The 23,821-nt window shown below is 67.6% G+C and carries 21 protein-coding genes; 5 read left to right on the forward strand and 16 right to left on the reverse strand.

Annotated elements, in window-relative coordinates:
• Positions 1–64: 64 nt before the first annotated feature.
• The 14 genes from ACFIMZ_RS28055 to ACFIMZ_RS28120 all read right to left on the reverse strand — a co-directional run bounded on the left by ACFIMZ_RS28055 (position 65) and on the right by ACFIMZ_RS28120 (position 15,101).
• Entirely contained in the window at positions 65–829 is a 765-nt protein-coding gene (locus tag ACFIMZ_RS28055) for a metallophosphoesterase family protein (RefSeq protein WP_431822731.1), read from the reverse strand.
• A 5-nt stretch (positions 830–834) separates the two neighbouring features.
• Positions 835–1,827 (reverse strand): acyltransferase domain-containing protein, encoded by a 993-nt coding sequence (locus ACFIMZ_RS28060; protein ID WP_431822732.1) that lies wholly within the window; start codon positions 1,825–1,827, stop codon positions 835–837.
• A gap of 96 nt (positions 1,828–1,923) precedes the next feature.
• On the reverse strand, positions 1,924–4,251 hold the full coding sequence (fabD, locus tag ACFIMZ_RS28065) for an ACP S-malonyltransferase (RefSeq protein ID WP_431822733.1): 2,328 nt from the start codon (positions 4,249–4,251) through the stop codon (positions 1,924–1,926).
• Positions 4,252–4,506: 255 nt separating this feature from the next.
• Positions 4,507–5,772 carry a hypothetical protein gene (locus ACFIMZ_RS28070; RefSeq protein ID WP_431822734.1) on the reverse strand — a complete coding sequence of 422 codons (1,266 nt, stop codon included), beginning with the start codon at positions 5,770–5,772 and terminating at the stop codon, positions 4,507–4,509.
• 2 nt (positions 5,773–5,774) lie between these two features.
• The gene (locus ACFIMZ_RS28075) at positions 5,775–6,557 is read right to left on the reverse strand and encodes an outer membrane lipoprotein-sorting protein (protein WP_431822735.1); all 783 of its coding nucleotides are present in this window, start codon (positions 6,555–6,557) and stop codon (positions 5,775–5,777) included.
• A gap of 154 nt (positions 6,558–6,711) precedes the next feature.
• On the reverse strand, positions 6,712–8,112 hold the full coding sequence (locus ACFIMZ_RS28080) for an ABC transporter permease (protein ID WP_431825382.1): 1,401 nt from the start codon (positions 8,110–8,112) through the stop codon (positions 6,712–6,714).
• Positions 8,109–8,816 (reverse strand): ABC transporter ATP-binding protein, encoded by a 708-nt coding sequence (locus ACFIMZ_RS28085; protein WP_431822736.1) that lies wholly within the window; start codon positions 8,814–8,816, stop codon positions 8,109–8,111. The genes ACFIMZ_RS28080 and ACFIMZ_RS28085 overlap by 4 nt, the downstream gene beginning before the upstream one ends.
• A 411-nt stretch (positions 8,817–9,227) precedes the next feature.
• The gene (hpaI, locus tag ACFIMZ_RS28090) at positions 9,228–10,034 is read right to left on the reverse strand and encodes a 4-hydroxy-2-oxoheptanedioate aldolase (RefSeq protein ID WP_431822737.1); all 807 of its coding nucleotides are present in this window, start codon (positions 10,032–10,034) and stop codon (positions 9,228–9,230) included.
• 10 nt (positions 10,035–10,044) lie between these two features.
• Positions 10,045–10,848, reverse strand: a complete 804-nt coding sequence (hpaH, locus tag ACFIMZ_RS28095; RefSeq protein ID WP_431822738.1) for a 2-oxo-hept-4-ene-1,7-dioate hydratase — start codon at positions 10,846–10,848, stop codon at positions 10,045–10,047.
• A gap of 16 nt (positions 10,849–10,864) precedes the next feature.
• On the reverse strand, positions 10,865–11,257 hold the full coding sequence (locus ACFIMZ_RS28100; protein WP_431822739.1) for a 5-carboxymethyl-2-hydroxymuconate Delta-isomerase: 393 nt from the start codon (positions 11,255–11,257) through the stop codon (positions 10,865–10,867).
• Between the two features lie 25 nt (positions 11,258–11,282).
• Entirely contained in the window at positions 11,283–12,131 is an 849-nt protein-coding gene (hpaD, locus tag ACFIMZ_RS28105) for a 3,4-dihydroxyphenylacetate 2,3-dioxygenase (RefSeq protein ID WP_431822740.1), read from the reverse strand.
• A 33-nt stretch (positions 12,132–12,164) separates the two neighbouring features.
• Entirely contained in the window at positions 12,165–13,628 is a 1,464-nt protein-coding gene (hpaE, locus tag ACFIMZ_RS28110) for a 5-carboxymethyl-2-hydroxymuconate semialdehyde dehydrogenase (RefSeq protein WP_431822741.1), read from the reverse strand.
• 22 nt (positions 13,629–13,650) lie between these two features.
• Positions 13,651–14,415, reverse strand: a complete 765-nt coding sequence (locus ACFIMZ_RS28115; protein WP_431822742.1) for a fumarylacetoacetate hydrolase family protein — start codon at positions 14,413–14,415, stop codon at positions 13,651–13,653.
• Positions 14,412–15,101 (reverse strand): fumarylacetoacetate hydrolase family protein, encoded by a 690-nt coding sequence (locus tag ACFIMZ_RS28120; RefSeq protein WP_431822743.1) that lies wholly within the window; start codon positions 15,099–15,101, stop codon positions 14,412–14,414. The genes ACFIMZ_RS28115 and ACFIMZ_RS28120 overlap by 4 nt, the downstream gene beginning before the upstream one ends.
• A 154-nt stretch (positions 15,102–15,255) precedes the next feature.
• On the opposite strand from ACFIMZ_RS28120, the gene hpaR reads away from it, so the two are divergent.
• Positions 15,256–15,699 (forward strand): homoprotocatechuate degradation operon regulator HpaR, encoded by a 444-nt coding sequence (gene hpaR / locus ACFIMZ_RS28125; protein ID WP_431825383.1) that lies wholly within the window; start codon positions 15,256–15,258, stop codon positions 15,697–15,699.
• Between the two features lie 13 nt (positions 15,700–15,712).
• Here hpaR and ACFIMZ_RS28130 read toward each other — a convergent pair whose 3' ends face one another.
• Positions 15,713–16,918 carry an SDR family oxidoreductase gene (locus tag ACFIMZ_RS28130; RefSeq protein WP_431822744.1) on the reverse strand — a complete coding sequence of 402 codons (1,206 nt, stop codon included), beginning with the start codon at positions 16,916–16,918 and terminating at the stop codon, positions 15,713–15,715.
• Positions 16,919–17,510: 592 nt separating this feature from the next.
• Between ACFIMZ_RS28130 and ACFIMZ_RS28135 the strand changes: the two genes are divergently transcribed.
• The 4 genes from ACFIMZ_RS28135 (at position 17,511) to ACFIMZ_RS28150 (ending at position 21,900) form a co-directional block, all read left to right on the forward strand.
• A complete protein-coding gene (locus ACFIMZ_RS28135; protein WP_431822745.1) occupies positions 17,511–17,858 on the forward strand; it encodes a DUF3564 family protein in 348 nt (115 codons plus the stop codon).
• A 332-nt stretch (positions 17,859–18,190) separates the two neighbouring features.
• Complete coding sequence (locus tag ACFIMZ_RS28140) at positions 18,191–19,978, forward strand: peptidoglycan D,D-transpeptidase FtsI family protein (RefSeq protein WP_431822746.1); 1,788 nt, start codon at positions 18,191–18,193, stop codon at positions 19,976–19,978.
• A 138-nt stretch (positions 19,979–20,116) separates the two neighbouring features.
• A complete protein-coding gene (locus ACFIMZ_RS28145; RefSeq protein ID WP_431822747.1) occupies positions 20,117–21,121 on the forward strand; it encodes an arabinose ABC transporter substrate-binding protein in 1,005 nt (334 codons plus the stop codon).
• A gap of 14 nt (positions 21,122–21,135) precedes the next feature.
• The gene (locus ACFIMZ_RS28150) at positions 21,136–21,900 is read left to right on the forward strand and encodes an SDR family oxidoreductase (RefSeq protein WP_431822748.1); all 765 of its coding nucleotides are present in this window, start codon (positions 21,136–21,138) and stop codon (positions 21,898–21,900) included.
• A gap of 18 nt (positions 21,901–21,918) precedes the next feature.
• Here ACFIMZ_RS28150 and ACFIMZ_RS28155 read toward each other — a convergent pair whose 3' ends face one another.
• Complete coding sequence (locus ACFIMZ_RS28155; protein ID WP_431822749.1) at positions 21,919–23,640, reverse strand: cation:proton antiporter; 1,722 nt, start codon at positions 23,638–23,640, stop codon at positions 21,919–21,921.
• Positions 23,641–23,821: the final 181 nt, after the last annotated feature.

Consider the following 23,821-nt stretch of genomic DNA (forward strand, 5'->3'; position numbering starts at 1 on the left):
ACGTTGTGTTGATCTGGAATGCGCAGTGAAAGACCGGCGTCACGCCGGACCGGTGCGCACGCACCTAATCCGCGCCATAAATGCACTTCAAGGCCTTGCTCGCGATCCGCTCCTCGTAGGGATAGCCGAACGCGTTGTTGATGTACTGAATGCCGTCGATCCGGATGTCGCGATTGACATGGCTATGCCCATACACATGAATCGCGGGGCGGATGGTCCTGACCAGCTGCTCGATCCGGATGCTGCCCAGCACCGGATAGATCACGCGCCGCGCGGGCGGAATGAAGGCCGGCATCAGATCGATGCGCGGCAGGAAATGCGAAAACGAAATCGTCACGTCCTCCCGCGCGAGGTCGGGCGGCGCGTTTTGCCGGATGAAGTAATCGGTGACATCCGCGTCCGACCATCCGTCGGGCCAGCGGCACGCGTGAAAATCCATCCAGGTCTGGCGCAACTCCGGTCCGGGCATGCCGAACGAATAGTCGTACCAGCCGAACAGCGGCACGATCGACACGCGCTCCACGCTGGCCGCCCGCATCGTCGCGCCGCCGCGCTCGACCACGCCCCGCAGGCGCGCGAACTTGTCGACGGAGGTCGCGTCGCGCCCGTCGCGCGTGACCCACAGTTCATGATTGCCGGGCACGAAGAACACCTGACGGAAGCGGCGCGCCATCCCTTCCAGGCACCGCTCGACCGCGTCGAGCGAATCGGACAGATCGCCCGCCAGGATCAGGACATCCCGCTGGTAGTCGCTGCGCGACAAGTCCGCCGCCCAGCGCGCGTTGGCGTCGAAATCGACATGAAGATCCGACAGCGCGAAGATCCGCATCGCGGCTACCTCCCCGCCGCGTGCGGCACGGCGCGCGCGGACGCCGGGCGCAGCCGCGCGACGACCGATTCGAGCAGGCTCAGGTCGTCGCCGAACGGCGCCATCGCGCCCATGTGCCGGGACGCCGCCGACGCGGGCAGCAGGTATTTCAGGAACGTGCTCAAGGTGCCGGTCGGGCTGCAATCGAGGTAATCGAACGGACCGGTCCGCTCCATCGCGTCGATCGTCGTCATGAACGCGATTTCGCGGCGCGCGACCTGCCAGAAGTAGTCGTCGGCGATCTCGCCAAGCGGCGCGCCGTGCGCGCAGCAGAACACCGGGATCGCCGACGGCCGGAACGCGCCGGCGTCGTGCGACGTGCCCAGCAGGTCGCGCATCGGTTCGATCCACGGCGAGTGGAACGGATAGCGCACCGGCACCGTCTGGCTGGTCAAGTCGAGCCGGACGAGGCCGCGCCCGAGCGCATCGAGGTTGGCCTCGGGCGCGGCCAGCACGAAGTGCGACGCGAAGTTCCGCCCGGCGATCACCGCGCGCGCCTGCAGGAACGGCGACGCCTCGTAGAGCGCGGGCGCGCCCAGCACGGCGATCATGCCGCCCGCCGGGCCATGACGCTCGAGCGCGAGCGCCTGACGGATCACGGACGCGAGCGCCTGTTCCATCGACCAGCGCCCCGCGATCGCGAGCGCGGCGAAGGTGCCGAGACTCGCGCCCAGCGTACAGGCGGGTTCGATGCCGGCCTCGATCAGGGTCCGCGCGAGCGCGAACTCCACCATGAAGATGGCCGGGTGCGTAAAGCGGATGTCGGTGAACGGTTCGGCCTTGCCGGCCGGCCCGTAGAGCGTCGCGACGACCGACGCGCCGAGCGGCTCGCGCGCGAGCCGGTCCATCCGGTCCATGTGCGCGCGAAAGCACGCATTCCGCTCGTACAGGCCGCGCCCCATCTGGTAATACTGCGCCCCCTGTCCGGCAAACAGGAACGCCACCTTGCGCGGGCTCATGCGCGAGCCCCCGCCTCGACGCGCCCCACCCGCGCGGCGCGCACGACGGACGCGCGCATCCCGCGCGCGCGGATCACATGCTCGTTCACGGCGACCTCAGGCGCTGGCGCGCTGAAACAGGCGCTCCACGCTCCGGTTCAGATAGTCGGCGGTCGCCGCGAGCAGCTTCCGGCCGATCTCGTCCGCATGCCGGTTCGACCACGATTCGAGCGCCGTGCCCTTGACCCACTGATTGAATGCGCCGAGCGCGGGCCCGGTGTGCACCTGGTAATTGACGCGCTCCTCCTGATTGCCGGACAGCGCGAGCCGCGTCGAATACGCGAAGTACCAGCGGAACACGAGCGCCATCTTGTGCCGCGCGTTGGCCTCCGCCTTGACGATCTCGTGCATCATCCCCTGCGCTTCGAGATACCGGCGCGTGTCGTCCCAGACCTCGTCGAAGCTCTTCTTGAAGTAGGTCGTCTGCAGCTGCTTGCGCGTCTTCTCCGGGATGTCGTCGAGGCTCGCGCTGTGGTTGTACAGCGAGAACAGCTTGTTCGCGCGGGTCGCGAAGAACACGCCCTTCTTGAGCACCTGGACCTTCGCGCCCGTCTCGAACATGTCGCCGGCGGGCGCGTAGTCGGTGTCCTGCACGTTGATGTCCTGCAGCAGCGTCTTTACGTCGTCGCTCGTGCCGGCATCCACCGTGCACTGGTTGATCGAGCCCGTCAGGATGAAGTCCGCGCCCATCATGAATGCCGCCGCCGCCGCCTCGGGCGTGCCGATCCCGCCCGCCAGCCCCATGCAGAACGGCTCGGCATACTGATGCTTGCGCGCCATCTCGTCCTTCAGCTGCAGGATCGCCGGGAACAGCACGCTCGGAATGCCGCCGTCGGTATGGCCGCCCGAATCGGCCTCGACGCAGATGTCCTCGCTCACCGGCACCTGCTTCGCCAGTTCCGCCTGTTCCGCCGTGACCTGGCCTTCCTTCAGCAGTTGCTGGACGATGTGCGCGGGCGCGGGGCTCATGAACGCTTCGGCGACCTCGGGCCGGGAAATCTTCGCCATGATGCGATGGCGGCTCTCGATCCTGCCGTCGGTACCGCGTCCGAGGCCCTTCAGCTTGAACAGCACGAGCGCGGGCGTCACCTGCATGAACGCGGCCGCCTCGATCAGGCGCACGCCATGCCGCAGGTACAGCTCGATCGTCTGCCGCTCCAGCTCCGGATATGCGTAGTTGGCCAGCAGGTTCAGGCCGTATGCCTCGCCATTGCGCAACTCGCCCTGGATGTAGCGGATGCCCGCCTCGATCTCGTCGAACGACAGCCCGCCAGTGCCGAAGAACCCGGCGAAACCGGCCTTGCCCATCCGCACCACGAGCTTGGGCGCGGCGATGCCGCGATACATCGCGCCCGACACGTATGCATAGCGCGTGCCGAAACGCTCACGGAACAGCGCGCTGCCGAGCGTTTCGGCGGACAGCGGCGCGCGCGGGCCGGCGACGGGCGCGGCTTGCGCGGGGACTGTCGCCGGAGCCGGAGCCGCCGCCGTCGAAGCCGAAACCGATGCCGCGACGGCCGGTTCCGGCTCGACCACGAGCGGCGTCGCCGTCTTGCGAATCTCGTCGACCATGCGCGTCAACACCGCGCCGCCGATCTCGACGAACTCCGTGCAGCCCGCGCCCATCAGGTAGCGCACGCTGTCGACCCAGCGCACCGAATGGCTGATCTGCCGCGCGAGCGTGTCGGCCACCTCGCCGTCGCGGTACGGGCGCGCGGATACGTTGGCGATCACCGGCACGGCCGGCGCGCGGAACGTGAAGCTCCGCAGGAAGGTCGTGAACGCGGACTGCGCGTCTTTCATGTAGCGCGAATGGAACGCCGCGCTGACGTTCAGCATCACGCAGCGCACCTGGCGCGCCGTCAGCAGCTGCTCCGCGCGTTGCAGCGCCTCCTTCGGGCCGGCGATCACGATCTGGTTCAGCGTATTGAAGTTGGCCAGATCGATCGACGTGAGCCGGTGCTCGCCGAGCAGCGCGGCCAGACGCTCCTCGTCGATGCCGATCACGGCGGCCATCGCGCCGTCCCTGGCCGCGCCCATCAGTTCGCCACGCCGCTGCACAAGGCGCAGCCCCGTCTCGAAGTCGAACACGTCGGCCGCCAGCAGCGCGTTGTACTCGCCGAGGCTGTGCCCGGCCACGAAATCGGGCAATGCGAGGCCGTCATCGCGACGCCGGTAATAGCCGAGCGCGTTGACCACGTACAGCGCCGGCTGGGTGTACTGCGTCAGGCGCAGCGTGTCGTCGGGGTCTTCGGTGCACAGCCGGGCGATCGAGTAGCCGAGCAGGTCCGAGGCCGTCTCGGTCAATGACCGGTACTGGGCGAACAGATCCTTGCCCATCCCGCGAAACTGCGCACCTTGTCCAGGAAACAAAATCGCCTTCATGATGACGCCCTCGAGTTTTGATTGGCTCTTGTTGTTCAGAAAACCGCCGGTGACGCGGCGGCGGCGCATGGCGCGCGCGACCGCCGGGCCAGTCCGGCCGACGGCTCTCACCCGTCGGCCGGACTGACGCACCTTGCTTCAATCTGCCTGATGCCTCTGCATGCCCGCGCTTCCACGCGCGGACGGACGGTCCGGCGCGGCGGGCGGGGGTCGCGCTCGCGTCCCCCGCCGGCGCGCCCCGTCTCCTTCACTCCGTCAAAAGTAATGCCGATACGACAACTCGAGCGCGGTCCGCAGCGGCGACGCGCCAAACGTGCTGAACAGCTTCCCGCTGTTGTTCAGCCATTGCACCGCCACCTCGTCATGCGGCCAGCGATAGCGCAGTTCGAGCCACGACAGGTTGCTGCGATCGGCGACGCTGTAGCGAACCAGCGCGGACAGGTTCAGGTGGTTGATCACCACGTCCTGCCAGGTCGCGTAAAACAGCAGCGCGTGCCGCGTCGTCATCTCCTGCTGCGTCATCGCGTACTGCTGATAGCGGACATAGCCCGGCAGGGACGTCGCGGGCAACGCGTCCCAGCTCCCCTTGTCGAGCCCCGCGCCGTTGTACTCGTACTCAAAGGTCAGTGACAGCTTGTTGCTGGTCGTATACGTGAAGCCCGTCGACAGGCGGTTCCGGAACGCCTTGTCGCCGCCCTGCCCCAGCGCGTCCGTCAGCAGCGTATTGCGCCGCCCGCCCGCCCACTCGACATAGGCCACGGTCGAATCGTTGACGAGCGTGGTCAGGTTCATGCCGAACTGCACCGAGCCGCCCTGCTCCTGATACAGCAGCCACTGCGGATTCAGATTCGCGCTGATCCGCTTGCTGAAGATCAGCATCGCGCGATTCACGCCATTGGTCGAACCCCAGTCCGGATTGAACGGCGCATTGTTCGCCCGCGACGCGAGCTTCGGTGAAAACAGCGCCATCACCGACCCGCCATCCCACAGCATCTGGCCGCGCACCATCACGCTGCCCTGACGATTGTTCTTGATGCTGAGCGGATCGAGCGTCACGAGGGAACGCACCGCGCCACCCCGGAAAAAATCCGTCGGGTTGTACCCGACCGCGACGCCCGAATACTGATTGATGCGACCGGCATCGAAGATCACGTTGTTGCTCGGCTGCACGCTCAGATACGCTTCCCTGAGCGTGTTGACCTCGCGGTTCGGCTCGATCTGGTACGGCCAGTCCGCATAGTCGAGCCGGTCCGACAGCACGGCCCGCAGCCCGCGCAGCGGCGTCGCGTCGATGCGCAGGTCGGCCGACAGACGCTGGATCGAGCTGGTCTGGTTGCTCAGCGACTCGGTACGGATCCGCGACCAGCCGGTTCCGCCCTCGGCGAACAGCTGCCACGCGCGCGGCTTCGCCTCGGCCTGCGGCGCGCCGCTCTGCAGCGACAGCGCCGCCAGATCCGGATCCTGCTGCGCGTGCGCGACGCCCGCCACCAGCAGCCATGCCACGGCCACGCCCGCACGCATGCTTATTCGGGCTTGAAGCGCGCCAGGTAATCACGCTGCAGCCACTCTTCCGGCACCTCGCGCGGCATCCAGTTGCTGAAGTCGAGCAGGGTCACCCAGTTCGGATCGAGGCCGTCGATGATCACCGTCTCGGTCGGACGCTCCGCGCCGAGCTGCTTTTCATAGCGGCGGTAGTAGGCCGTCTTCAGCAGGCGATTGCTCTCGCTGTAGAAGCGCGCCTTCACCGGCCGGCTGCTGGCGGTGTCGATCCACATCTCGATGTGGTCGTAGGTCACGTCGGAGCGGACCGCCGCCAGCGCCAGCTTGTAGCAATGGCGCGTCTGGCGGTCGCCGTCGATGGTGTCTTCCTCGCCGACCAGCGTCGCGCGGTAGTCCTTCGCGAGATTGAAGGTCACCACGTCGCCATTCGCCGCCTGCCCGAGCAGCCGCTGTTGCGGCGAGATCCGGATGCTCGCGCTGTTGGCCGGATCGTAGAACCACAGGTCGTTGCCGGTCTTCAGCATCAGCTTGTTCGCGTCGCGCGCCGGCGCGACGAAGCGGATCAGGCTGCGGAACTGGCCGCTGTTCTTGTCCGCCTTCGAATACACCGTCATGGTGTTCAGGTCGGTCTGCTTGCCGTTGCGATACTCGGTGAGCGTCGTCGTCAGGCTGAACGGGCGGTCCGGATTCCGGATCGAGTCGCTGGCCGCGAGAATGTCCTGGGCGCTGGGCGCGGCGATCGCGTAAGACGCCCCCAGGCTCGCCACTGCGAGCAGAACCGGGAGCACGAGGCGCAACTTTTTCATATCGAGTGATTTCCGTGGTGCGATGAATGGCGGGAAGAACGGCGATACGTCGCCCGGGCCCGGACGCGCGCCGTCCGGGCCTTGCCCGGCGCGCGTCATGACCATGGGGAACCGGCGCGCGCGGCATCCTACACGCCGCGCCATCCGGGAAGTGCTACGCGTGGCGCAACGCGTCGACGATGTCGAGCTTTGCCGCGCGGTTGGCGGGCCACCAGGCGGACACGATGGCCACCACGGCGAGCGAGAATGCCGTGCCGAACATCAGCGCGTGATCGCCCCACACCCGCACCAGGAGCGGATATTTGTAGGAATAGCCGGGCGGCGCCCAGGTCAGGCCGCTGTGGTTGATCACGTAAGCCAGCGGCACCGCGACGACGATCCCGAGCAGGCCGCCGAACACGCCCAGCAACGCGCCCTCGCAGACGAACTGCGCACGGATGCCGCCGCGTCGCTGGCCAATCGCGCGCAAGGTGCCGATCTCGGCCGTGCGCTCGACGACGGCCATGCTCATCGTGTTGCTGACGGTGAACAGCACGATCACGTAGATCAGGATCGAGATGAAGCCGAAGATCGAGTCGAAGAACTGGATCACCTGCTTGTAGATCGGCGTCAGCGTCTCGTAGTCGAGCACTTCGAGCGACTTGTCCTTGAACTGCTCGTCGAGCAGCTTCTCAAGACGCGCCTGCGCGACCGGAATCTGGTTCGTATGGCGCAGCTGGATCTGGATCGCCGTCACCTGCGGCGGCGCGTTGCCGAACAGCAGCCGCTGCGCCTGATCGAGGTGCATGATCATCAGCGAGTCGTCGATATCCTTGACGCCCCAGTTCTGCGCCTTCACGACGTTCAGGCTGGCGACGTTGGGCGCGCCGTTCACGCTGGCGGCCAACAGTTCGATGTGGGTCGCCGGCGCGCGCGGCGCGGCCGTCTGCTCGAGGGCCGACAGCGCCATCACGTTGGCCGGCGCCGCCGGCGCATCAGCGGGCTTCTCGGCGATGCCGAGCTCCGCCGCGGACGGGCAGTCGTCGAGGTGCAGCGGCTTGCACAGCTGCAGCTGGCGCGCGACGCCGGACCCGATCACCGCCGAGTCGGGAGAGGTGCCGCCGAGTTCGATCAGCAGTGAACGGCCGATGCTGTTGTAGTCGTCCCACTTGCGCATCTTGTTCTGGTCGTCGACCACCACGCCGGCCGCGACGATGCTCTTCGACACGCCGTTCGAAAAATTGCCGGCGATGCCGTTGAGCCGCAGCGTGGGCGTGACGACCGCCAGCATCGGCTGCAACACCGGATCGCGCTGGACCGCGTCGATCACGCGCTGGTAGTCGGCGATGCCGTAGGCGGTCGGATTGCCGCTGCCGAACTGGAAGTAGCCCTTGCGCATGATCTGCAAGTGGCCCTGGTACTGAACATAGCCGGTTTGCGTCGCGAGAATCGCGTTACGCGAATAGCCGCCGAAGATCAGCAACGCGACCACGCCCACCACCATGGCCGACAGCGTCGTCAGCGAGCGGCGCCGATTGCGCAACAGATTGCGCAGTGCAAGCGAAAACGTCATCAGGCCACCCCTACGGCTTTTTCCAGCCGCCGTTCGATATGGGTGATGCGGCCGTCGCGAATGAATACTGCGTCGTCGGCTTCCGCCAGCACCTTGGGATCATGGGACGAAAATACAAACGAAACCTTATGTTCGTGCTGCATCTTGCGCATCAGCGAAATAATCGCAGCGCCTGTTTCACTATCCAGATTGGCGGTCGGCTCATCGGCCAATACCAGTTTGGGCGATGTCGCCAATGCGCGGGCAATCGCAACGCGTTGACGCTGGCCGCCGGAAAGTTGAGAAGGTCGATTATTTGCCTTATTCCCCAGACCGACTGCCTCAAGCAAACCCATGATTCGCTGGCGGCGCTCGCGCGCCGGCATTTTCATCAGAATCAACGGATATTCGACATTCTCGAATACAGTCAATACCGGCAGCAGATTGAAATTCTGGAAAATAAAACCGAGATGATGGAGGCGAAAACTGGAAAGCGCGTTATCCGACAGGCGATTGACGGCCTGTCCGGCCAGCGACACCTCGCCGCTGTCGGGGCGGTCGACGCAGCCGATCAGGTTCAGCAGCGTGGTCTTGCCGCTTCCCGACGGCCCCGAAATCACCGTGAAGCAATTGGCGCGGACCTCGAGATTGATATCCGTCAATGCCGGCACCGATACGGCATCGAGTTTATATGTCTTTGATATTTTACTGAGAACGACCGAATACACAGCTCACTCCTTGACTTGTAAGCAGCAATCGTCGAGTCATTATCACCGGGCGTGCTCACGGGCCGTCCTGAAAAACAAACGGGATCGACGTGCGCTGGCGTGACGTGCAAGTTCGGGAGCAAAACACTGCGAGTATCAATTCATCTTTTTCTCGCACCCCGTAACGGCAGCACGAGTCTATAGCCAATTTTCGGCGGCCGCAAGCAACTTGCCGAAACAATTTGGGGGAAGAATTTCGAGATTGTCGAGCGTGGCGAGTTACAACGCGCATCTGTTTGATCGGAAATGCCAGTGCGGCATTCAGACCGGTGACATCGATCGGCGCGAACGGTTTTGCCGCGCCGCCGTCATGCGCGCGATAACGACGCGCGGGCATGATGCATGCGGCCGCCGCGCGGCGGCCGCGACCGCTCAATACGTCGAATCGCCGCGCGTCTCGCCGCCGCTCGCCGCGCCCTTGAAGCGGGCCGCCAGCTGTTCCGCGCCGCGCGCGAGCAGCGTCGTGTCGACCCCGACCGCGACAAAGGTCGCGCCCGCCGCCAGATAACGGCGCGCGGCCGCTTCATCCGCGCTCAGAATGCCGGCCGCCTTGCCCGCCGCCACGATCGCCGCGAGCGCGCGGTCGATCGCCGCCTGCACCTCGGGATGGCCGGGCTGCCCGAGATGACCCAGGTCCGCGGCCAGATCCGCCGGGCCGATGAACACGCCGTCGACGCCGTCGACCCGCGCGATCGCGTCGATCTGTTCGAGCCCCGCGCGCGTCTCGACCTGCACCAGCACCGCCATTTCGTCGTTCGCGCGCGCGAGGTAGCCGTCGACGCGATTCCAGCGCGACGCGCGCGCGAGCGCGCTGCCGACGCCGCGCACGCCTTGCGGCGGATAGCGGGTCGCGGCCACCGCCGCGCGCGCCTCGCCGGCGCTCTGCACCATCGGCACCAGCAGCGACTGCGCGCCGATGTCGAGCACCTGCTTGATCAGGACCGGGTCGTTCCATGCGACGCGCACCACCGGATGCGACGGATACGGGGCCACCGCCTGCAGTTGCGCGAGCATCCCCGGCACGCTGTTCGGCGCGTGTTCGCCGTCGATCAGCAGCCAGTCGAACCCCGCGCCCGCCACCACCTCGGCGCTGTACGGATTCGCGAGCCCGAGCCACAGCCCGATCTGCGCGTCGCCGCGCGCGAGCGCGGCCTTGAATGCATTGACCGGCATCCGCATCGCCGCCTCCTTACGCGAAATGACAGTGGATGGCGCCGAGCGGACCGTAGTCGACGCTGAAGGTGTCGCCCGGCCGCGCCGCGCACGGCCGCGTGAACGAGCCGCCGAGAATGATCTCGCCCGCCGCGAGCGTGACATCGAAGCGCGCGAGCCGGTTCGCGAGCCATGCGACGCCGTTCGCCGGATGGTTCAGCACGCCCGCCGCGACGCCGGTTTCCTCGACCACGCCATTGCGCGACATGATCGCCGCGACCCAGCGCAGGTCGACGTCCATCGGCCGCACCGGCCGGCCGCCGATCACGACGCCCGCGTTGGCCGCGTTGTCGGCGATCGTGTCGAACACCTTGCGGGGCCGCTGCGTATCGGGATCGATCGACTGGCTGCGCGCGTCGATGATTTCGAGCGCGGGCACCACGTAGTCAACCGCGTCGTACACGTCGAACACCGTGCAGCCCGGTCCCTTGAGCGGCTTGCCGAGCACGAACGCGAGCTCCACCTCGACGCGCGGCACGATGAAGCGTCCGGTCGGGATGGTCGCGCCGTCGTCGAAGAACATGTCGTCGAGCAGCGCGCCGTAGTCGGGCTCGTCGATCTGCGACGACGACTGCATCGCCTTCGAAGTCAGCCCGATCTTGTGCCCCCTGAGCACGCGGCCCTCGGCGAGCTTCAGATCGACCCAGCTGCGCTGGATCGCATAGGCGTCGTCGATCGTGATGTCGGGATGGTCGAGCGAGATCTGGCGGATCTGCTTGCGCTCGCGTTCCGCGGCGTGCAGCCGGCGCGCGAGCTGGTCGATGGTGGCGGTGTCCAGCATGTCGGGTTTCCGGAAGTCAGGGCGCGCGCCGGTAGCGCGCGTGAATGTTGTTGTGCTTGTACGTGCCGGCTTCGCTGAACTCGCTCAGCTCCATCGACAGCGCCAGATAGCGGCGCGCATACAGCTCGGCGAAATGCGCGTTGATCGCGTCGAACAGCGCGTCGCACGCGGCCTGCTTCACCGCGTCGCTGCGCCCCGCGCCGATCTTCAGCGTGACGTGCACGAACGCGTCGTCCTCGCTGCCGTCGGCCACGCGGTAATCGCTCAGCGCGATCGCGCGCGAGCGGATGCCGCCGATCGGAAACGCATCGCCCTGCGCGATCAGCGTGTCGTTGATCGTCTTCAGCAGCGCGGGGATCCGCGCGTCGTCGCGGATGTTGTCGGTGTACTCGACCACGATGTGCGGCATGGCAAACCTCCGTTGCGGCGCGCGCTCATGGCAGCGGGAAGATCGCGTTGATCTGCCCCGTGCCCGAGCTCGCAAAATAATCGGTGACGATTTCGACCGGCTTGTCGTAGCGGTCCCAGCCCAGCAGCCCGAGCAGCATCGCGGTGTCGTGCATGCCGCCCTCGCCGAAGCAGTGCTGGTTGTACTCGGGCAGCATCTTGCAGAAGGTCGCGAAATCGCCCTGCTTCCACAATTCAACGACCCGCAGGTCGACCTGCCGGAAGAACTCGCGGCTGATCTGGTGGATCGATTCCTCGGGGCTGCCGTTGTCGTTGAAGCGATGCGACAGCGAACCGCTCGCGAGGAATGCGACGTTCGCATCGCTCTTCCCGATCGCTTCGAGCAGCGCCTCGCCGAAGCGGCGGCTTTCGTCGAGCGTGTGCCACATGCACCAGCCGGCGATCGACACGACCTTGAAGTGCTGGTCGGCGTTCATGTAGCGCATCGGCACCAGCGTCCCGTATTCGAGTTCGAGGCTGTCGATCTCGTGCGCGCGCGTCGCGATGCCGCGCGCAGACGCCGTCTCAGCGATCAGCCGGCCGAGCGCCGGATTGCCCTGATACGCGTATGCCATGTCGCGGATGAAGTGCGGCAGCTCGTTGCTCGTGTAGATGCCGGAAAACCGCGCGTTGCAGTTCACGTGATACCCGGCATTGACGAGCCAGTGGACGTCGGACACGACGATCGTGTCGACGCCGAGCGCGCGGCAGCGCTCGCCGATCAGCCGGTGGCCGCGGATCGCTTCCGCGCGGCAGCCGTGATGCTTGCCCGGCAGCTCCGACAGGTACATCGACGGCACGTGCGTAATCTTTGCAGCGAGGGACAGTTTGCCCATCGTGAGTCTCCATATCGTTCTTTCACGCGCCGCTCACACGCCCCAGCGCGGAATGTGATGCGAACCCATCGAAATGCAGACGTTCTTGATCTCGGCGAACACGTCGAAGCTGTACTCGCCGCCCTCGCGCCCGGTGCCCGACTCCTTCACGCCGCCGAACGGCTGCCGCAGGTCGCGCACGTTCTGGCTGTTGACGAACACCATCCCGGCCTCGATGCCGCGCGCGAGGCGATGCACCTTGCCGACGTCCTGCGTCCACAGGTACGACGCGAGGCCGTAGCGCGTGTCGTTCGCGAGCCGCAGCCCTTCGTCCTCGTCCTCGAACGGAATCAGGCACGCGACCGGGCCGAAGATCTCTTCCTGCGCGATGCGCATCCGGTTGTCGACGTCGGCGAACACGGTCGGCCGCACGAAGTTGCCGTTGCGCAGGTGCGCGGGCAGGTTCGCCGGCTTGTCGGCGCCGCCCGCGACGAGCCGCGCGCCTTCCTGTTCGCCGATGCGGATGTAGCCCGTCACCTTCTCCCAGTGCGCGCGCGTGATCATCGCGCCGAGCTGCGTCGCCGGGTCGGCCGGATCGCCGACCACGAGATTGTTCGCGCGGCGCGCGAATTCCTGCGCGAAGCGGTCGTAGATCGAACGCTGCACGAAGATCCGCGAGCCCGCGGTGCAGCGCTCGCCGTTGATCGAGAAGATCGTGAACAGCGACGCGTCGAGCGCGCGGTCGAAGTCCGCGTCATCGAAGATCAGCACCGGCGACTTGCCGCCGAGCTCCATCGAATACTTCTTGAGGCCCGCGCGCTCGATGATCTTCTTGCCGGTGGTCGTGCCGCCGGTAAACGACACCGCGCGCACGTCCGGATGCCGCACCAGCGCGTCGCCGGCGGTCGCGCCGTAGCCCTGCACGACGTTCAGCACGCCCGGCGGAATGCCCGCCTCGAGCGCGAGCCGGCCGAGCTGGTCGGCGGTCAGCGGCGACAGCTCGGACATCTTCAGCACCGCGGTATTGCCGAGCGCGAGGCACGGCGCCGTCTTCCACGTCGCGGTCATGAACGGCACGTTCCACGGCGAGATCAGCGCGCACACGCCGACCGGCTGGTACAGCGTGTAGTTCAGCATCTGGTCGTCGACCGGATACGTGCGGCCGTTCATCTGCACGCACACTTCCGCGAAGAAATTGAAGTTCTCCGACGCGCGCGGAATCAGCTGCTTGCTGGTCTGCGCGATCGGCAGCCCCGTATCCTGCGTCTCCAGCGCCGCGAGCGCCGGCACGTTCCGCTCGATCAGCTCGCCGAGCTTGCGCATCAGCTTCGCGCGCTCCTTCGCGGGCGTGTTCGCCCATTTCGGGAATGCGGCCTTCGCCGCGCGCACCGCCGCGTCGACTTCCGCTTCGCCGCCGGACGCGACGTCGGCGATCACGTCGCCGGTCGCCGGATTCAGCGTCGTGAACGTCTCGCGGCTTGCGACTTCGCGGCCGTCGATCCAGTGCTTGATGGTCATCTGCTCTCCTTGTGCGGCGGGCTCAGCCGGCGCGATAGTAGTCGTGTTCGCCGACGATCGTGTTCACGAGCCGGCCGATGCCTTCGATCTCGGTGACGACCTCGTCGCCCGGCTGCGTGTCCGCGAGCCCTTCGGGCGTGCCGGTCAGGATCAGGTCGCCCGGCGACAGCGTCATGAAGCCGCTGATGTGCTCGATCAGCGCCGGCACGTCGAAGATCATGTCGTGCGTGCTGCCGCGCTGGGTCTCCCGGCCGTTGACCGTCGTGCGCAGCGTCAGGCCGCCCGGGTCGTCGATCTCGTCGCGACTGACGAGCCACGGCCCGAGCGGCGTGCAGGTGTCGCGGTTCTTCACGCGCAGGTTCGGCCGGTAGTAGTTCTCGAGATAATCGCGGATCGCGTAGTCGTTCGCGACCGTGTAGCCGGCGACGTAGTCGAGCGCCTGCGCGCGGCGCACGCTCCGCGCGGGGCGGCCGATCACGACCGCCAGCTCGCACTCGTAGTGCATGTGGGTCGCGTCGGCGGGCCGTACGGTGCGCGACCGGTGGCCGATGAACGTGTTCGGGCCCTTCAGGAAGATCAGCGGCTCGCTCGGCGCCTTGAACGCAAGCTCCTTCGCGTGGTCCGCGTAGTTCAGGCCGAGCGCGAACGTCGTGCGCGGCGCGACGGGCGGCAGCCAGGCCACCGCGGTCTCCTCGACGACCCGCCCCGTATCGAGGCGGATCAGGCCGTCGCCGGCCGGTTCGGCTGCATGCTGCGCACCGTTGTAGATCACGCGAGCGGTTCTCATCGGGCCTCCTCCGCGATCAGCGCATGCCGCAACGTGCCGATGCCGTGCGCGGCGATCTCGATCCGGCTGCCCGGCTTCGCGCGCGGCGCGCCGCCCGCCACGCCGAGCAGCAGCACGTCGCCGGCGTCGAACGACATGAATGCCGACACGTCGGCGATCAGTTGCCGCACCGGGCGGATCAGCGTCGCCGTCGACGCGGACTGCGCAACGTTGCCGTCGATCCGCACGGCCAGCCGGATCGCGTCGACGTCGTCGAGCGCGCCGGGCGGGACGATCGCCGGGCCGAGCGGGCAGAACCCGTCGCGGCACTTGAAGCGCACGGCGGGACGGTAATAGTCGGGATGCGGCACCGACACGTCGCTCGCGAGCGTGAAGCCGTGCACGTAGTCGAGCGCGCGGTCGGCCGCCACGCGGGTCGTGCGGCGGGCAAACACGACCGCGACCGACGCACCGATCTCCAGCGCGCCGACGCCGGCCGGCACGACGACGGCCGCGCCGTCGGCCGCGTGGGTGTTGGCGGGCTTGATGTACAGGATCGGCGCCTGCGGCGGCCGCCCGTAAGGCGGCTGATGCACCGCGTCGCCGAGCGCGACGAGCGCGGCGCGCTCGTTGAGCAGCGCGCCGTAGACGGTGCCGATGGCTACCGGCAGCGGCGGCGCCGCGGCGGTCATGCAGGACAGCTCCATGCGTCATTCCCCTGCCGCGCGTCGCGGCGCATCGTCAATACTTAACATCTTAAGTAAACAATCGGGCAGTGACAACCTCGATTACCCTGATACGCGAAATTCGCCGCGACCGCCTGTTAAGATTGGCGCGTCCCCGTCCAACCCCTTCATCTCGATGAACCGTTCGTTCGACCACCGCAATCTGGCCATGCTGCTGCTCGAGGCCCGGGAAACGCTGATGGGGCGGTTCCGCCCCATTCTCAAGGAATTCGCGTTGACCGAACAGCAATGGCGGATCATCCGCGTGCTCGACGGCGAGCCGTCGCACGCGCTCGAAGCGGGACAGATCGCGCGGCGCTGCTGCATCCTGAGCCCGAGCCTGACGGGCGTGCTCGAACGGATGGAGCGCGACGGCCTGATCAAGCGCATGCGCGCGCAGGAAGATCAGCGCAGGCTGCTCGTCAGCCTGACGCCGCAAAGCCGGAAGCTGGTCACGGAAATCGGCCCGCGCATCGACGAACAGTACCGGCTGCTCGAGGCGCGCTTCGGCCAGGATGCGCTCGACGACATCTACCGCGCGCTCGACCGGCTGATCGAGCTCGGCGACAGCGCGCCGTGAGCCGCGCGCAGGCTCAGGCCTCGCCGCGCATCAGCGCGGTGACCGGGACGCCGCGCGACGTACGCATGCATTCCTCGACGTAATCGACGAACGGCAGCGGCTCGAAATCGATTTCATCGCGCACGCGCCGGTTGTCGAACACGCGATCGGCGGCCGCGAATTCCGCGAAGCGCTGCAGCGCCTTGCCGACCACCCGCTCGAGCGCCGGATCGGCGCGCCCCAGCACGTCGCGCACGACGAGCGGCAGTTCCGCCGCCGCGCACGCCGCGTAGCGCGGCGCGCCCGCCATCCCCGCCGCCTCGTCCATCGCCCGCACGATCTGCGCGACCATCGGCGCCTCCTCGCCCGCCGACACGTGATAGACGTCGTGCGCGAGCGCCGGCTTGACCGCCAGCAGCATCGTCGCGCGCGCGACGTCGTCGACCGACACGATGTCGATGCGCGTCATCGGCCGCGCCGTATAGCGGCGCGCCGCGTGCACGAGACGGAACATCCAGAACGTGTTCGGCGCGGGCCGCGTGCCGAGCACCGTGTGCCCGACGACATGCGACGGACGGACGACGACGAGCGGCAGCCCGAGCGCGCGCAGGCGCCGCTCGGTCTCGCGCTTGGCGTGCAGGTAATCCGCCGCCAGCACGGCGCCCGCGAGCGCTGCGCCCGGATCCGCAGCGTCGGCCGCACCGGACGGCGCGTCTTCCTGCACCGTGCCGCCCCGGCCGCCGCGCACGAACGCGGTGCCGACGTACGCGAAGCGCTGCAACTGCGCGGCGTGCGCAAACCGGGCGGCGAAGCGCAGCGACTCGTCGACGTCGGCCTGCAGGTGCGCGCCGTCCGCCGACGATGCGTGGCCCGCGCAGTGGATCACATGCGTCGCCTGCGCGAGACGGGCCGCTTCCGCGCCTTCCCAGACGTCGCCGAGCGCGCCGACGACCACGTTCGCGTCGCTCAGGCGCGATGCCCAGTACGGCGCGAGCCCTGCGCGCAGCGCCGCCTCGCGCAGCCGCGCAACCGCATGGCCGCGATCCTGCGCGCGCACGACGCAGACGATGCGGTCGAGCAGCCCCGCATTGACGAGCGCCGTCAGCACGGTGCTGCCGATGAAGCCGGTTGCGCCCGTGAGCACCAGTCGCCCGACGTTCGCCGCGGCGACCGGCGCGCACGCCGGCGATACGAGGCTCGTGCGCCAGTTGAGCGACAGGGCGGTTTTCCAGATCAGCACGGGAATCTCCTTCGAAAAATCGGCCGGACGGCACGCCGCCCGGCGCACTGGCGCCGGGCGTGACGGCTGTCGGTCTGCGGGCCGTCGAGCGTGCCCGGCGTCCCGATCCGGCATCCGCCGCGCGACAAGTCGGCGCGAGCGGCAACGCGGGCGGCGCCGCGAATGAGGGCCGCAACGCCAGTCGGGACCTTGCCAGTGTGGGGCCGGGTTCGGGACAAGTCTGTCCTGAAAGTTTTGCGAAAGTGTGCGGATTTGTATGAGATTGTCTGCGTGTGTGGTTCCGGCGGCCGCGCGCGATCCGGGCCGGCGCCAGCCCCTCGGATCAGGCGCGACACATCGACGCGTCTGCGGCGGCCGCGTGTCGTTGCGCGACGCGGGACGACGCACTGCCGCCCGGTGCAACGCGCCTGCGGCCGGCGTCACGCGGCAGTCGCGGCTGTTCGGCCATTTTCATCAGACAACATTTCATGCGAAATGCGGATGTGCGCGAGGTTCATTTATTGCGCATTGCGTCTTGCGTTTCACGGCAGTCTATCTAGACTATCGAGGCCAACGTGGTCGAATGAGTCATTTTTCATAAGGAGACGATCCAATGCGCCTCACCATTCGGATTAATGGCAGCGAAGCGGCAACTCGACAGTCTTTTGCAGTGCTGTGGGTGGACACCGACGAAGGACTGTGGTCTCGCGAGGCACATCAAGGCATCGATCTTCCGACATGGGGCAAGGTCAAGGACGTCGAGGGCGCAATGGCGCTCTGCGCGGCCGACAGCGGCAAGGCCGTCTGCAAGCTGCAGGGGCTGTCGTTCGACGCGACGCAGCGCGAACAGGGCACCGCCGTGCTCGTCGGCGAGCACGCGAAAGGGGCATGGCGGCTGCAGGAAATCGACACTTGCACGATCCAGCCGGAATACAAGGAATTTATTTCCGTCGATCGATAGTCAGGTATTTTTGACGCGTATTGTCTGCGGGTTTCGGGTTTATTCCAGTTTTAGCGATTTAGTTTTTCCTGTTTGAGAATATCGACGCCCCTCCGGGGGCGTTTTTAATTGGCCCGCATCAAAAAAAATTAACCGGGGACGGTTCGATTTCAGGACTCGTCCGATTTCGGCAAGCGGGTTGCACGCGCCCCCTCCCGGCTTCAGCCCCGCGTCCGCATCCCCAAAATCGGGGTCGGACTCACGCACTTTTCCCCACATGTCGATTACTCATTTATTACAATCGCATATCCAGACTGACAGCCCGCCGCCTGGCGGCTCGCCCCGGCCCCCGCATGAGCGTGAAAAAGAAGACCCATCCCGCCGATCCGTATGCATCGGCGACCAAGCACCCGATGCTCGCTTCGCGCCTGCCGATGTGGCGCTCGAAGCTGGTCGTGATCATCGTGTTCCTCGCGTTCGCGACGCTGCTCGCCCGAGCATTCTGGGTCCAGATCGCCAACCAGGATTTCTATGTCGGCCAGGGCCAGAAGCGCTACCAGCGCACGATCGAGCTCGACGCGATGCGCGGCCGCATCGTCGACCGCAACGGCGCGATGCTCGCCGTCAGCCTGTCGACCTACGAAATCTGGGCAAATCCGAAACAGGTCGCCGAGACTGACTATCCGCAGATCGCGAAGCTGCTCGACATGCCGCTCGCCGAGGTCAAGCGCCGCCTGCGCAACGACCGCACATTCGTGCTGCTCAAGCGCCAGATCGACGCCGACACCGCGAGCCGTCTCGACAAGCTCGCGATCGAGGGCGTCACGCAGATCGCCGATTCGAAGCGCTACTACCCCGAAGGCGAATCCGCCGCGCACGTGGTCGGCTTCACGAACGTCGAGGACCGGGGGCAGGAAGGCGTCGAACTGGCGGCGAACAGCCCGCTGTCGGGCACCGCCGGGCAGCGCGAGGTGATCCGCGACCGGCTCGGCCGCATCGTGTCCGACACGCGGCCGCTCGTGCCCGCGCAGCACGGCGCGACGATCGAGCTGACGATCGACCGGCGCATCCAGCAGCTCGCGTTCAGCCAGCTCAAGGCCGCGGTGCTCGAGAACAACGCGCAGGCCGGCAGCGTCGTCGTGCTCGACGCGCAGAACGGCGAGATCCTCGCGCTCGCGAACTATCCGACCTTCGATCCGAACGACCGCGCGCGCCTGACCGGCCAGCAACTGCGCAACCGCGCGGTGATCGACACGTTCGAGCCGGGCTCGACGATCAAGCCGCTCGTCGTCGCGCTGTCGATCGACGAAGGCAAGGTGCGCCCGAACACGATCCTCAACACGTCGCCCGGCACCTACAAGATCGGCCCGGCCGTGATCCACGACACGTCGAACCACGGCTCGCTGACCGTCGCGCAGGCGCTGCAGAAGTCGAGCAACGTCGCGCTCGCGAAGCTCGCGCTGAACCTGCCCGCCGAGACGATCTGGAACAAGTACCAGGAATACGGGATCGGCCGCGCGCCGGAGCTGACCTTCCCCGGCGTCGCGTCGGGCCGCCTGCGGCCCTACAAGCGCTGGCGGCCGATCGAGCAGGCAACGATGGCGTACGGCTACGGGCTGTCGATGTCGCTGCTGCAGATCGCGCAGGTGTACACCGCGTACGCCGGCGACGGCACGCTGCATCCGGTGTCGCTGCTGAAGAACGGCACCGACAAGCAGACGATCGACGCGCATCGCGGCCATCGCGTGACGACGCCGCAGACGGCGGCGGCGATCCGCTCGATGCTCGAGATGGCGGTCGGCGAAGGCGGCACGGGACGCCGCGCGCGCGTCGACGGCTACCGGATCGGCGGCAAGACCGGCACGGCGCGCAAGCAGGTCGGCAAGTCGTATGCGCAGGGCAAGTACCGTGCGCTGTTCGCCGGGATGGCGCCGATGAGCAATCCGCGCCTGATCGTCGCGGTGATGATCGACGAGCCGCGCGGCAAGGGGTATTACGGCGGCACCGTCGCCGGGCCGGTGTTCGCGTCGGTCACGAGCGGCTCGCTGCAGCTGCTGGGCGTGCCGCCGGATGTGCCGGTCGAGGCGGACAAGCTCGCGCCGGCCGTGCAGGCGCAGGCGACGGCGGCCGCGCGCTCGTAAAGCGGCCCTTCGCCGCCGCCGGCATCCCACTTTCTAGGAACGCCTCGCAACATTTGAGCGTTCCCGTCGCGCTCTCCTACAATTTTTTCGCGCCGCAGGCACCCTGCCCGCGCGAACAAGTACAACAAGGAGAGACGCATGCGATTCCGCTGGAAAACGCTCGTGCTGGCCTGTACGAGCCTCGCGCTGTTCGGCGGCGCGCCCGCCCGGGCCGCCGGCTCCACCGACGCCGCCGACGTGAAGATCGGCTTCCTCGTGAAGCAGCCCGACGATCCGTGGTTCCAGGACGAGTGGCGCTTCGCCGAGCAGGCGGCGAAGGACAAGCACTTCACGCTGATCAGGATTGCCGCGCCGAGCGGCGAGAAGGTGTCGACCGCGCTCGACAGCCTCGCCGCGCAGAAGGCGCAGGGCGTGATCCTGTGCGCGCCCGACGTGAAGCTCGGCCCCGGGATCGCCGCAAAGGCGAAGCGCGCGGGGATGAAGCTGATGTCGGTCGACGACCAGCTCGTCGACGGCCGCGGCGCGCCGCTCGCGGGCGTGCCGCACATGGGCATCTCCGCGTACAAGATCGGCCAGCAGGTCGGCCAGGCGATCGCCGCCGAGACGAAGCGGCGCGGCTGGAACCCCGCCGAGGTCGGCATCATCCGCCTCGCGTACGACCAGTTGCCGACCGCGCGCGAACGCACGACGGGCGCCGTCGACGCGCTGAAGGCGGCGGGCTTTCCCGCCGCGAACGTGATCGATGCGCCCGAGATGACGGCCGACACGGAAGGCGCATTCAACGCGGCGAACATCGCGCTCACCAAGCACCCGAACTTCAGGCGCTGGGTCGCGTTCGGCTCGAACGACGACACGACGGTGGGCGCGGTGCGCGCGGCCGAAGGGCGCGGGATCGGCGCGCACGCGCTGGTCGCGGTCGGCATCAACGGCAGCCAGGTCGCGCTGAACGAGTTCGCGAAACCGAAGCCGACCGGCTTCTACGGATCGATCCTGCTGAACCCGCGGCAGCACGGCTACGACACGGCGGTCAACATGTATGACTGGATCACGAAAAACCAGGCGCCGCCGCCGCTCGTGCTGACATCCGGCACGCTGATCACGCGCGACAACGAAAAGCAGGCGCGCGCGGCGCTCGGCTTGTAACGCAAGGAGCCGACATGACACGCACCACCCTCGTCACGGGCGCCGCCGGCGGCATCGGCCAGGCGCTGTGCCGGACCTTCCTCGCCGCCGGCGACCATGTGCTCGCGCTCGACCGCGACCGTACGGCGCTCGACCGGTTCGTCGATGCGCTCGGCGAGCCGCGCGCGATGCCGATCGTCGATGACCTGGGCGATCCCGAGCGGCTGCGCAGGCTGCTCGAAGCGCATCCGGCCGTCGACGTGCTCGTCGCGAACGCGGGCACCGCCGCGTCGGGGACGCTGCGCGAAACGACGCCCGCGTCATGGCGCACGGATCTCGACGCGAACCTGACCGCGACCTACGTGAGCGTCGAGGCCGTGCTGCCCGGCATGCGCGCGCGCCGGCGCGGCGCGATCGCGATCATCGGCTCGGTGAACGGCGTCCACGCGCTCGGCCACCCCGCGTACAGCGCCGCGAAGGCGGGGCTGATCAGCTATGCGAAGTCGCTCGCGATCGAGTTCGGCCGCGACGGCGTGCGTGCGAACGTCGTGCTGCCCGGCACGGTGAAGACGCCCGCGTGGGAAGCGCGCGTGCAGCGCAACCCGCAGGTGTTCGAGCAATTGAGGAAGTGGTATCCGCTCGACGATTTCGCGACGCCCGACGACGTCGCGCAGGCCGCGCTGTTTCTGTGCTCGCCGGCCGCGCGGATCATCACGGGCGTGGCGCTACCGGTCGACGGCGGCCTGCTGGCCGGGAATCGCGTGATGGCGCAGGAGCTGACGCTCGATACCTTCTACTGAGCGGGCCGCCGCCCGCCGTCAATGCGCGTGCGCGGCCACGGCCGGCTTCGTCATCCTGCCGAGCACGTGCTCGATCATCCCGCGGGCGAGCTCCGTCTCGCCCATGAACACCGTGCCGACGCCCTCGCTCGCGAGCAGCGCCGCTTCGTCGCCGCTGTTCGTGCACAGCACGACCTCGAGCGACGGATTGAGCGTGCGCGAGATCTCGACGATCTGCCGCACGTCGAACACGTCCGGCAGCGTGACGACCAGCATCCCCGCTCGCGCGATGTGCGCCTGCACGAGCACGATCGGCTCGATCGCATCGCCCGACACCGCCGCGACGCCGTCGGCGCGCAGCTTTTCGACGATCTCGCGATTCTGCTCGACCACCACGCAGGCGATCCCGCGCTCGTCGAGCGCCTGCGCGATCCGCGCGCCGACCTTGCCGTAGCCGACGATCACGACCTGCCCGGTCAGGTGCGTCCGCGGCGTGGACATCGGCAGCGCGGCGAGCGGATCGTCGCGCGCCTCGAGCCGCCGCGCGAACGCGGAATGCTGGCGAATCCATGCGAGCGCCGGATCGATCATCGCGAACAGGAGCGTATTCAGCGCGATCGAGATCAGCGCGACCGCGAGGATCAGGCTTTGCCCTTCCGCCGACAGCAGCCCGAGCGCGCGGCCGAGACCGGCCAGGATGAACGAGAATTCGCCGATCTGCGCAAGCCCCGCGCCGACCGTCAGCGCCGTATTGAGCGGATAGCGGAACGCGAGCACCAGCGCGACCGCCGCGAGCGTCTTGCCGACCAGCACGATCGCCGCGACCTCGATCACGTGCAGCGGCTCGTCGAGCAGCACCTGCGGGTCGAACAGCATGCCGACCGAGATGAAGAACAGCACGGAGAACGCATCGCGCAGCGGCAGCGTCTCGTCGGCCGCGCGCCGGCTGAACTCGGATTCGCGCATCATCATCCCGGCGAAGAACGCGCCGAGCGCGAACGACACGTCGAACAGCTTGGCCGCGCCGAACGCGATGCCGACCGCCGCGGCGATCATGCACAGCGTGAACAGTTCACGCGAGCCCGTGCGGGCGACGAGCCACAGGATGCGCGGAAACACCCGCTTGCCGACCACGAGCATCAGCGCGATGAACGCGGCGACCTTCAGCATCGTGACGCCAAGCGTGCCCCACACGCTGCCGCCGCCCGCATGCGCGTCGCCGGGCGGCGTGCCGCCGAGCAGCCCGGCGACGGGCGGCAGCAACACGAGCACGAGCACCATCACGAGATCCTCGACGACCAGCCAGCCGACCGCGATGCGCCCGTTCACGGACTCGACGAGCCCCCGGCCCTCCAGCGCGCGCAGCAGCACGACCGTGCTCGCGACCGACAATGCGAGACCGAACACGAGCGCCGCGCCGAAGCTCCAGCCCCACAGCAGCGCGAGCCCGCCGCCGAGCACGGTGGCCACCGAGATCTGCACGATCGCGCCGGGCAGCGCGATCTTGCGCACCGCGAGCAGGTCGCCGAGCGAGAAATGCAGCCCGACCCCGAACATCAGCAGCATCACGCCGACCTCGGCGAGCTGCTGCGCGAGCGACAGATCGCCGACGAAGCCCGGCGTGCCGGGGCCGATCACGATCCCGGCGAGCAGGTAGCCGACCAGCGGCGGCATTTTCAGCAGCGACGCGAGATAACCGAAGGCCATCGCGAGACCGAAACCGGCCGCGAGCAAAGCAATCAGGCTGACGTCATGTGGCATCCCCTCTCCCTCGTATGTGTAACCGTTTAGTAAGGTTCAAGGATAAGGGATGAGATGGGGAAAATGGCGCGCCGCCGCGAAAAATTCACGGGCGGCGACGCGACGCGGGGGAATGTCGGGGAATTGGGGAGACAATCCGCGGCGATTCGGCACGATGCCGGCCGCGGACGCGACGGGCGCG

Origin of the sequence: Burkholderia sp. F1 (genome assembly GCF_050813845.1) — a bacterium.
GTDB classification, from domain to species: domain Bacteria; phylum Pseudomonadota; class Gammaproteobacteria; order Burkholderiales; family Burkholderiaceae; genus Burkholderia; species Burkholderia ubonensis.

Coding starts and splice junctions, on each gene's coding strand:
- hpaR (WP_431825383.1), top strand. CDS start 15,256: ATGAACCGTTCGTTCGACCACCGCAATCTGGCCATGCTGCTGCTCGAG.
- hpaE (WP_431822741.1), bottom strand. CDS start 13,628: ATGACCATCAAGCACTGGATCGACGGCCGCGAAGTCGCAAGCCGCGAG.
- ACFIMZ_RS28100 (WP_431822739.1), bottom strand. CDS start 11,257: ATGCCGCACATCGTGGTCGAGTACACCGACAACATCCGCGACGACGCG.
- ACFIMZ_RS28155 (WP_431822749.1), bottom strand. CDS start 23,640: ATGCCACATGACGTCAGCCTGATTGCTTTGCTCGCGGCCGGTTTCGGT.
- hpaD (WP_431822740.1), bottom strand. CDS start 12,131: ATGGGCAAACTGTCCCTCGCTGCAAAGATTACGCACGTGCCGTCGATG.
- hpaH (WP_431822738.1), bottom strand. CDS start 10,848: ATGCTGGACACCGCCACCATCGACCAGCTCGCGCGCCGGCTGCACGCC.
- ACFIMZ_RS28055 (WP_431822731.1), bottom strand. CDS start 829: ATGCGGATCTTCGCGCTGTCGGATCTTCATGTCGATTTCGACGCCAAC.
- ACFIMZ_RS28115 (WP_431822742.1), bottom strand. CDS start 14,415: ATGAGAACCGCTCGCGTGATCTACAACGGTGCGCAGCATGCAGCCGAA.
- ACFIMZ_RS28120 (WP_431822743.1), bottom strand. CDS start 15,101: ATGGAGCTGTCCTGCATGACCGCCGCGGCGCCGCCGCTGCCGGTAGCC.
- ACFIMZ_RS28075 (WP_431822735.1), bottom strand. CDS start 6,557: ATGAAAAAGTTGCGCCTCGTGCTCCCGGTTCTGCTCGCAGTGGCGAGC.
- fabD (WP_431822733.1), bottom strand. CDS start 4,251: ATGAAGGCGATTTTGTTTCCTGGACAAGGTGCGCAGTTTCGCGGGATG.
- ACFIMZ_RS28070 (WP_431822734.1), bottom strand. CDS start 5,772: ATGCGTGCGGGCGTGGCCGTGGCATGGCTGCTGGTGGCGGGCGTCGCG.
- ACFIMZ_RS28135 (WP_431822745.1), top strand. CDS start 17,511: ATGCGCCTCACCATTCGGATTAATGGCAGCGAAGCGGCAACTCGACAG.
- hpaI (WP_431822737.1), bottom strand. CDS start 10,034: ATGCGGATGCCGGTCAATGCATTCAAGGCCGCGCTCGCGCGCGGCGAC.
- ACFIMZ_RS28150 (WP_431822748.1), top strand. CDS start 21,136: ATGACACGCACCACCCTCGTCACGGGCGCCGCCGGCGGCATCGGCCAG.
- ACFIMZ_RS28145 (WP_431822747.1), top strand. CDS start 20,117: ATGCGATTCCGCTGGAAAACGCTCGTGCTGGCCTGTACGAGCCTCGCG.
- ACFIMZ_RS28140 (WP_431822746.1), top strand. CDS start 18,191: ATGAGCGTGAAAAAGAAGACCCATCCCGCCGATCCGTATGCATCGGCG.
- ACFIMZ_RS28060 (WP_431822732.1), bottom strand. CDS start 1,827: ATGAGCCCGCGCAAGGTGGCGTTCCTGTTTGCCGGACAGGGGGCGCAG.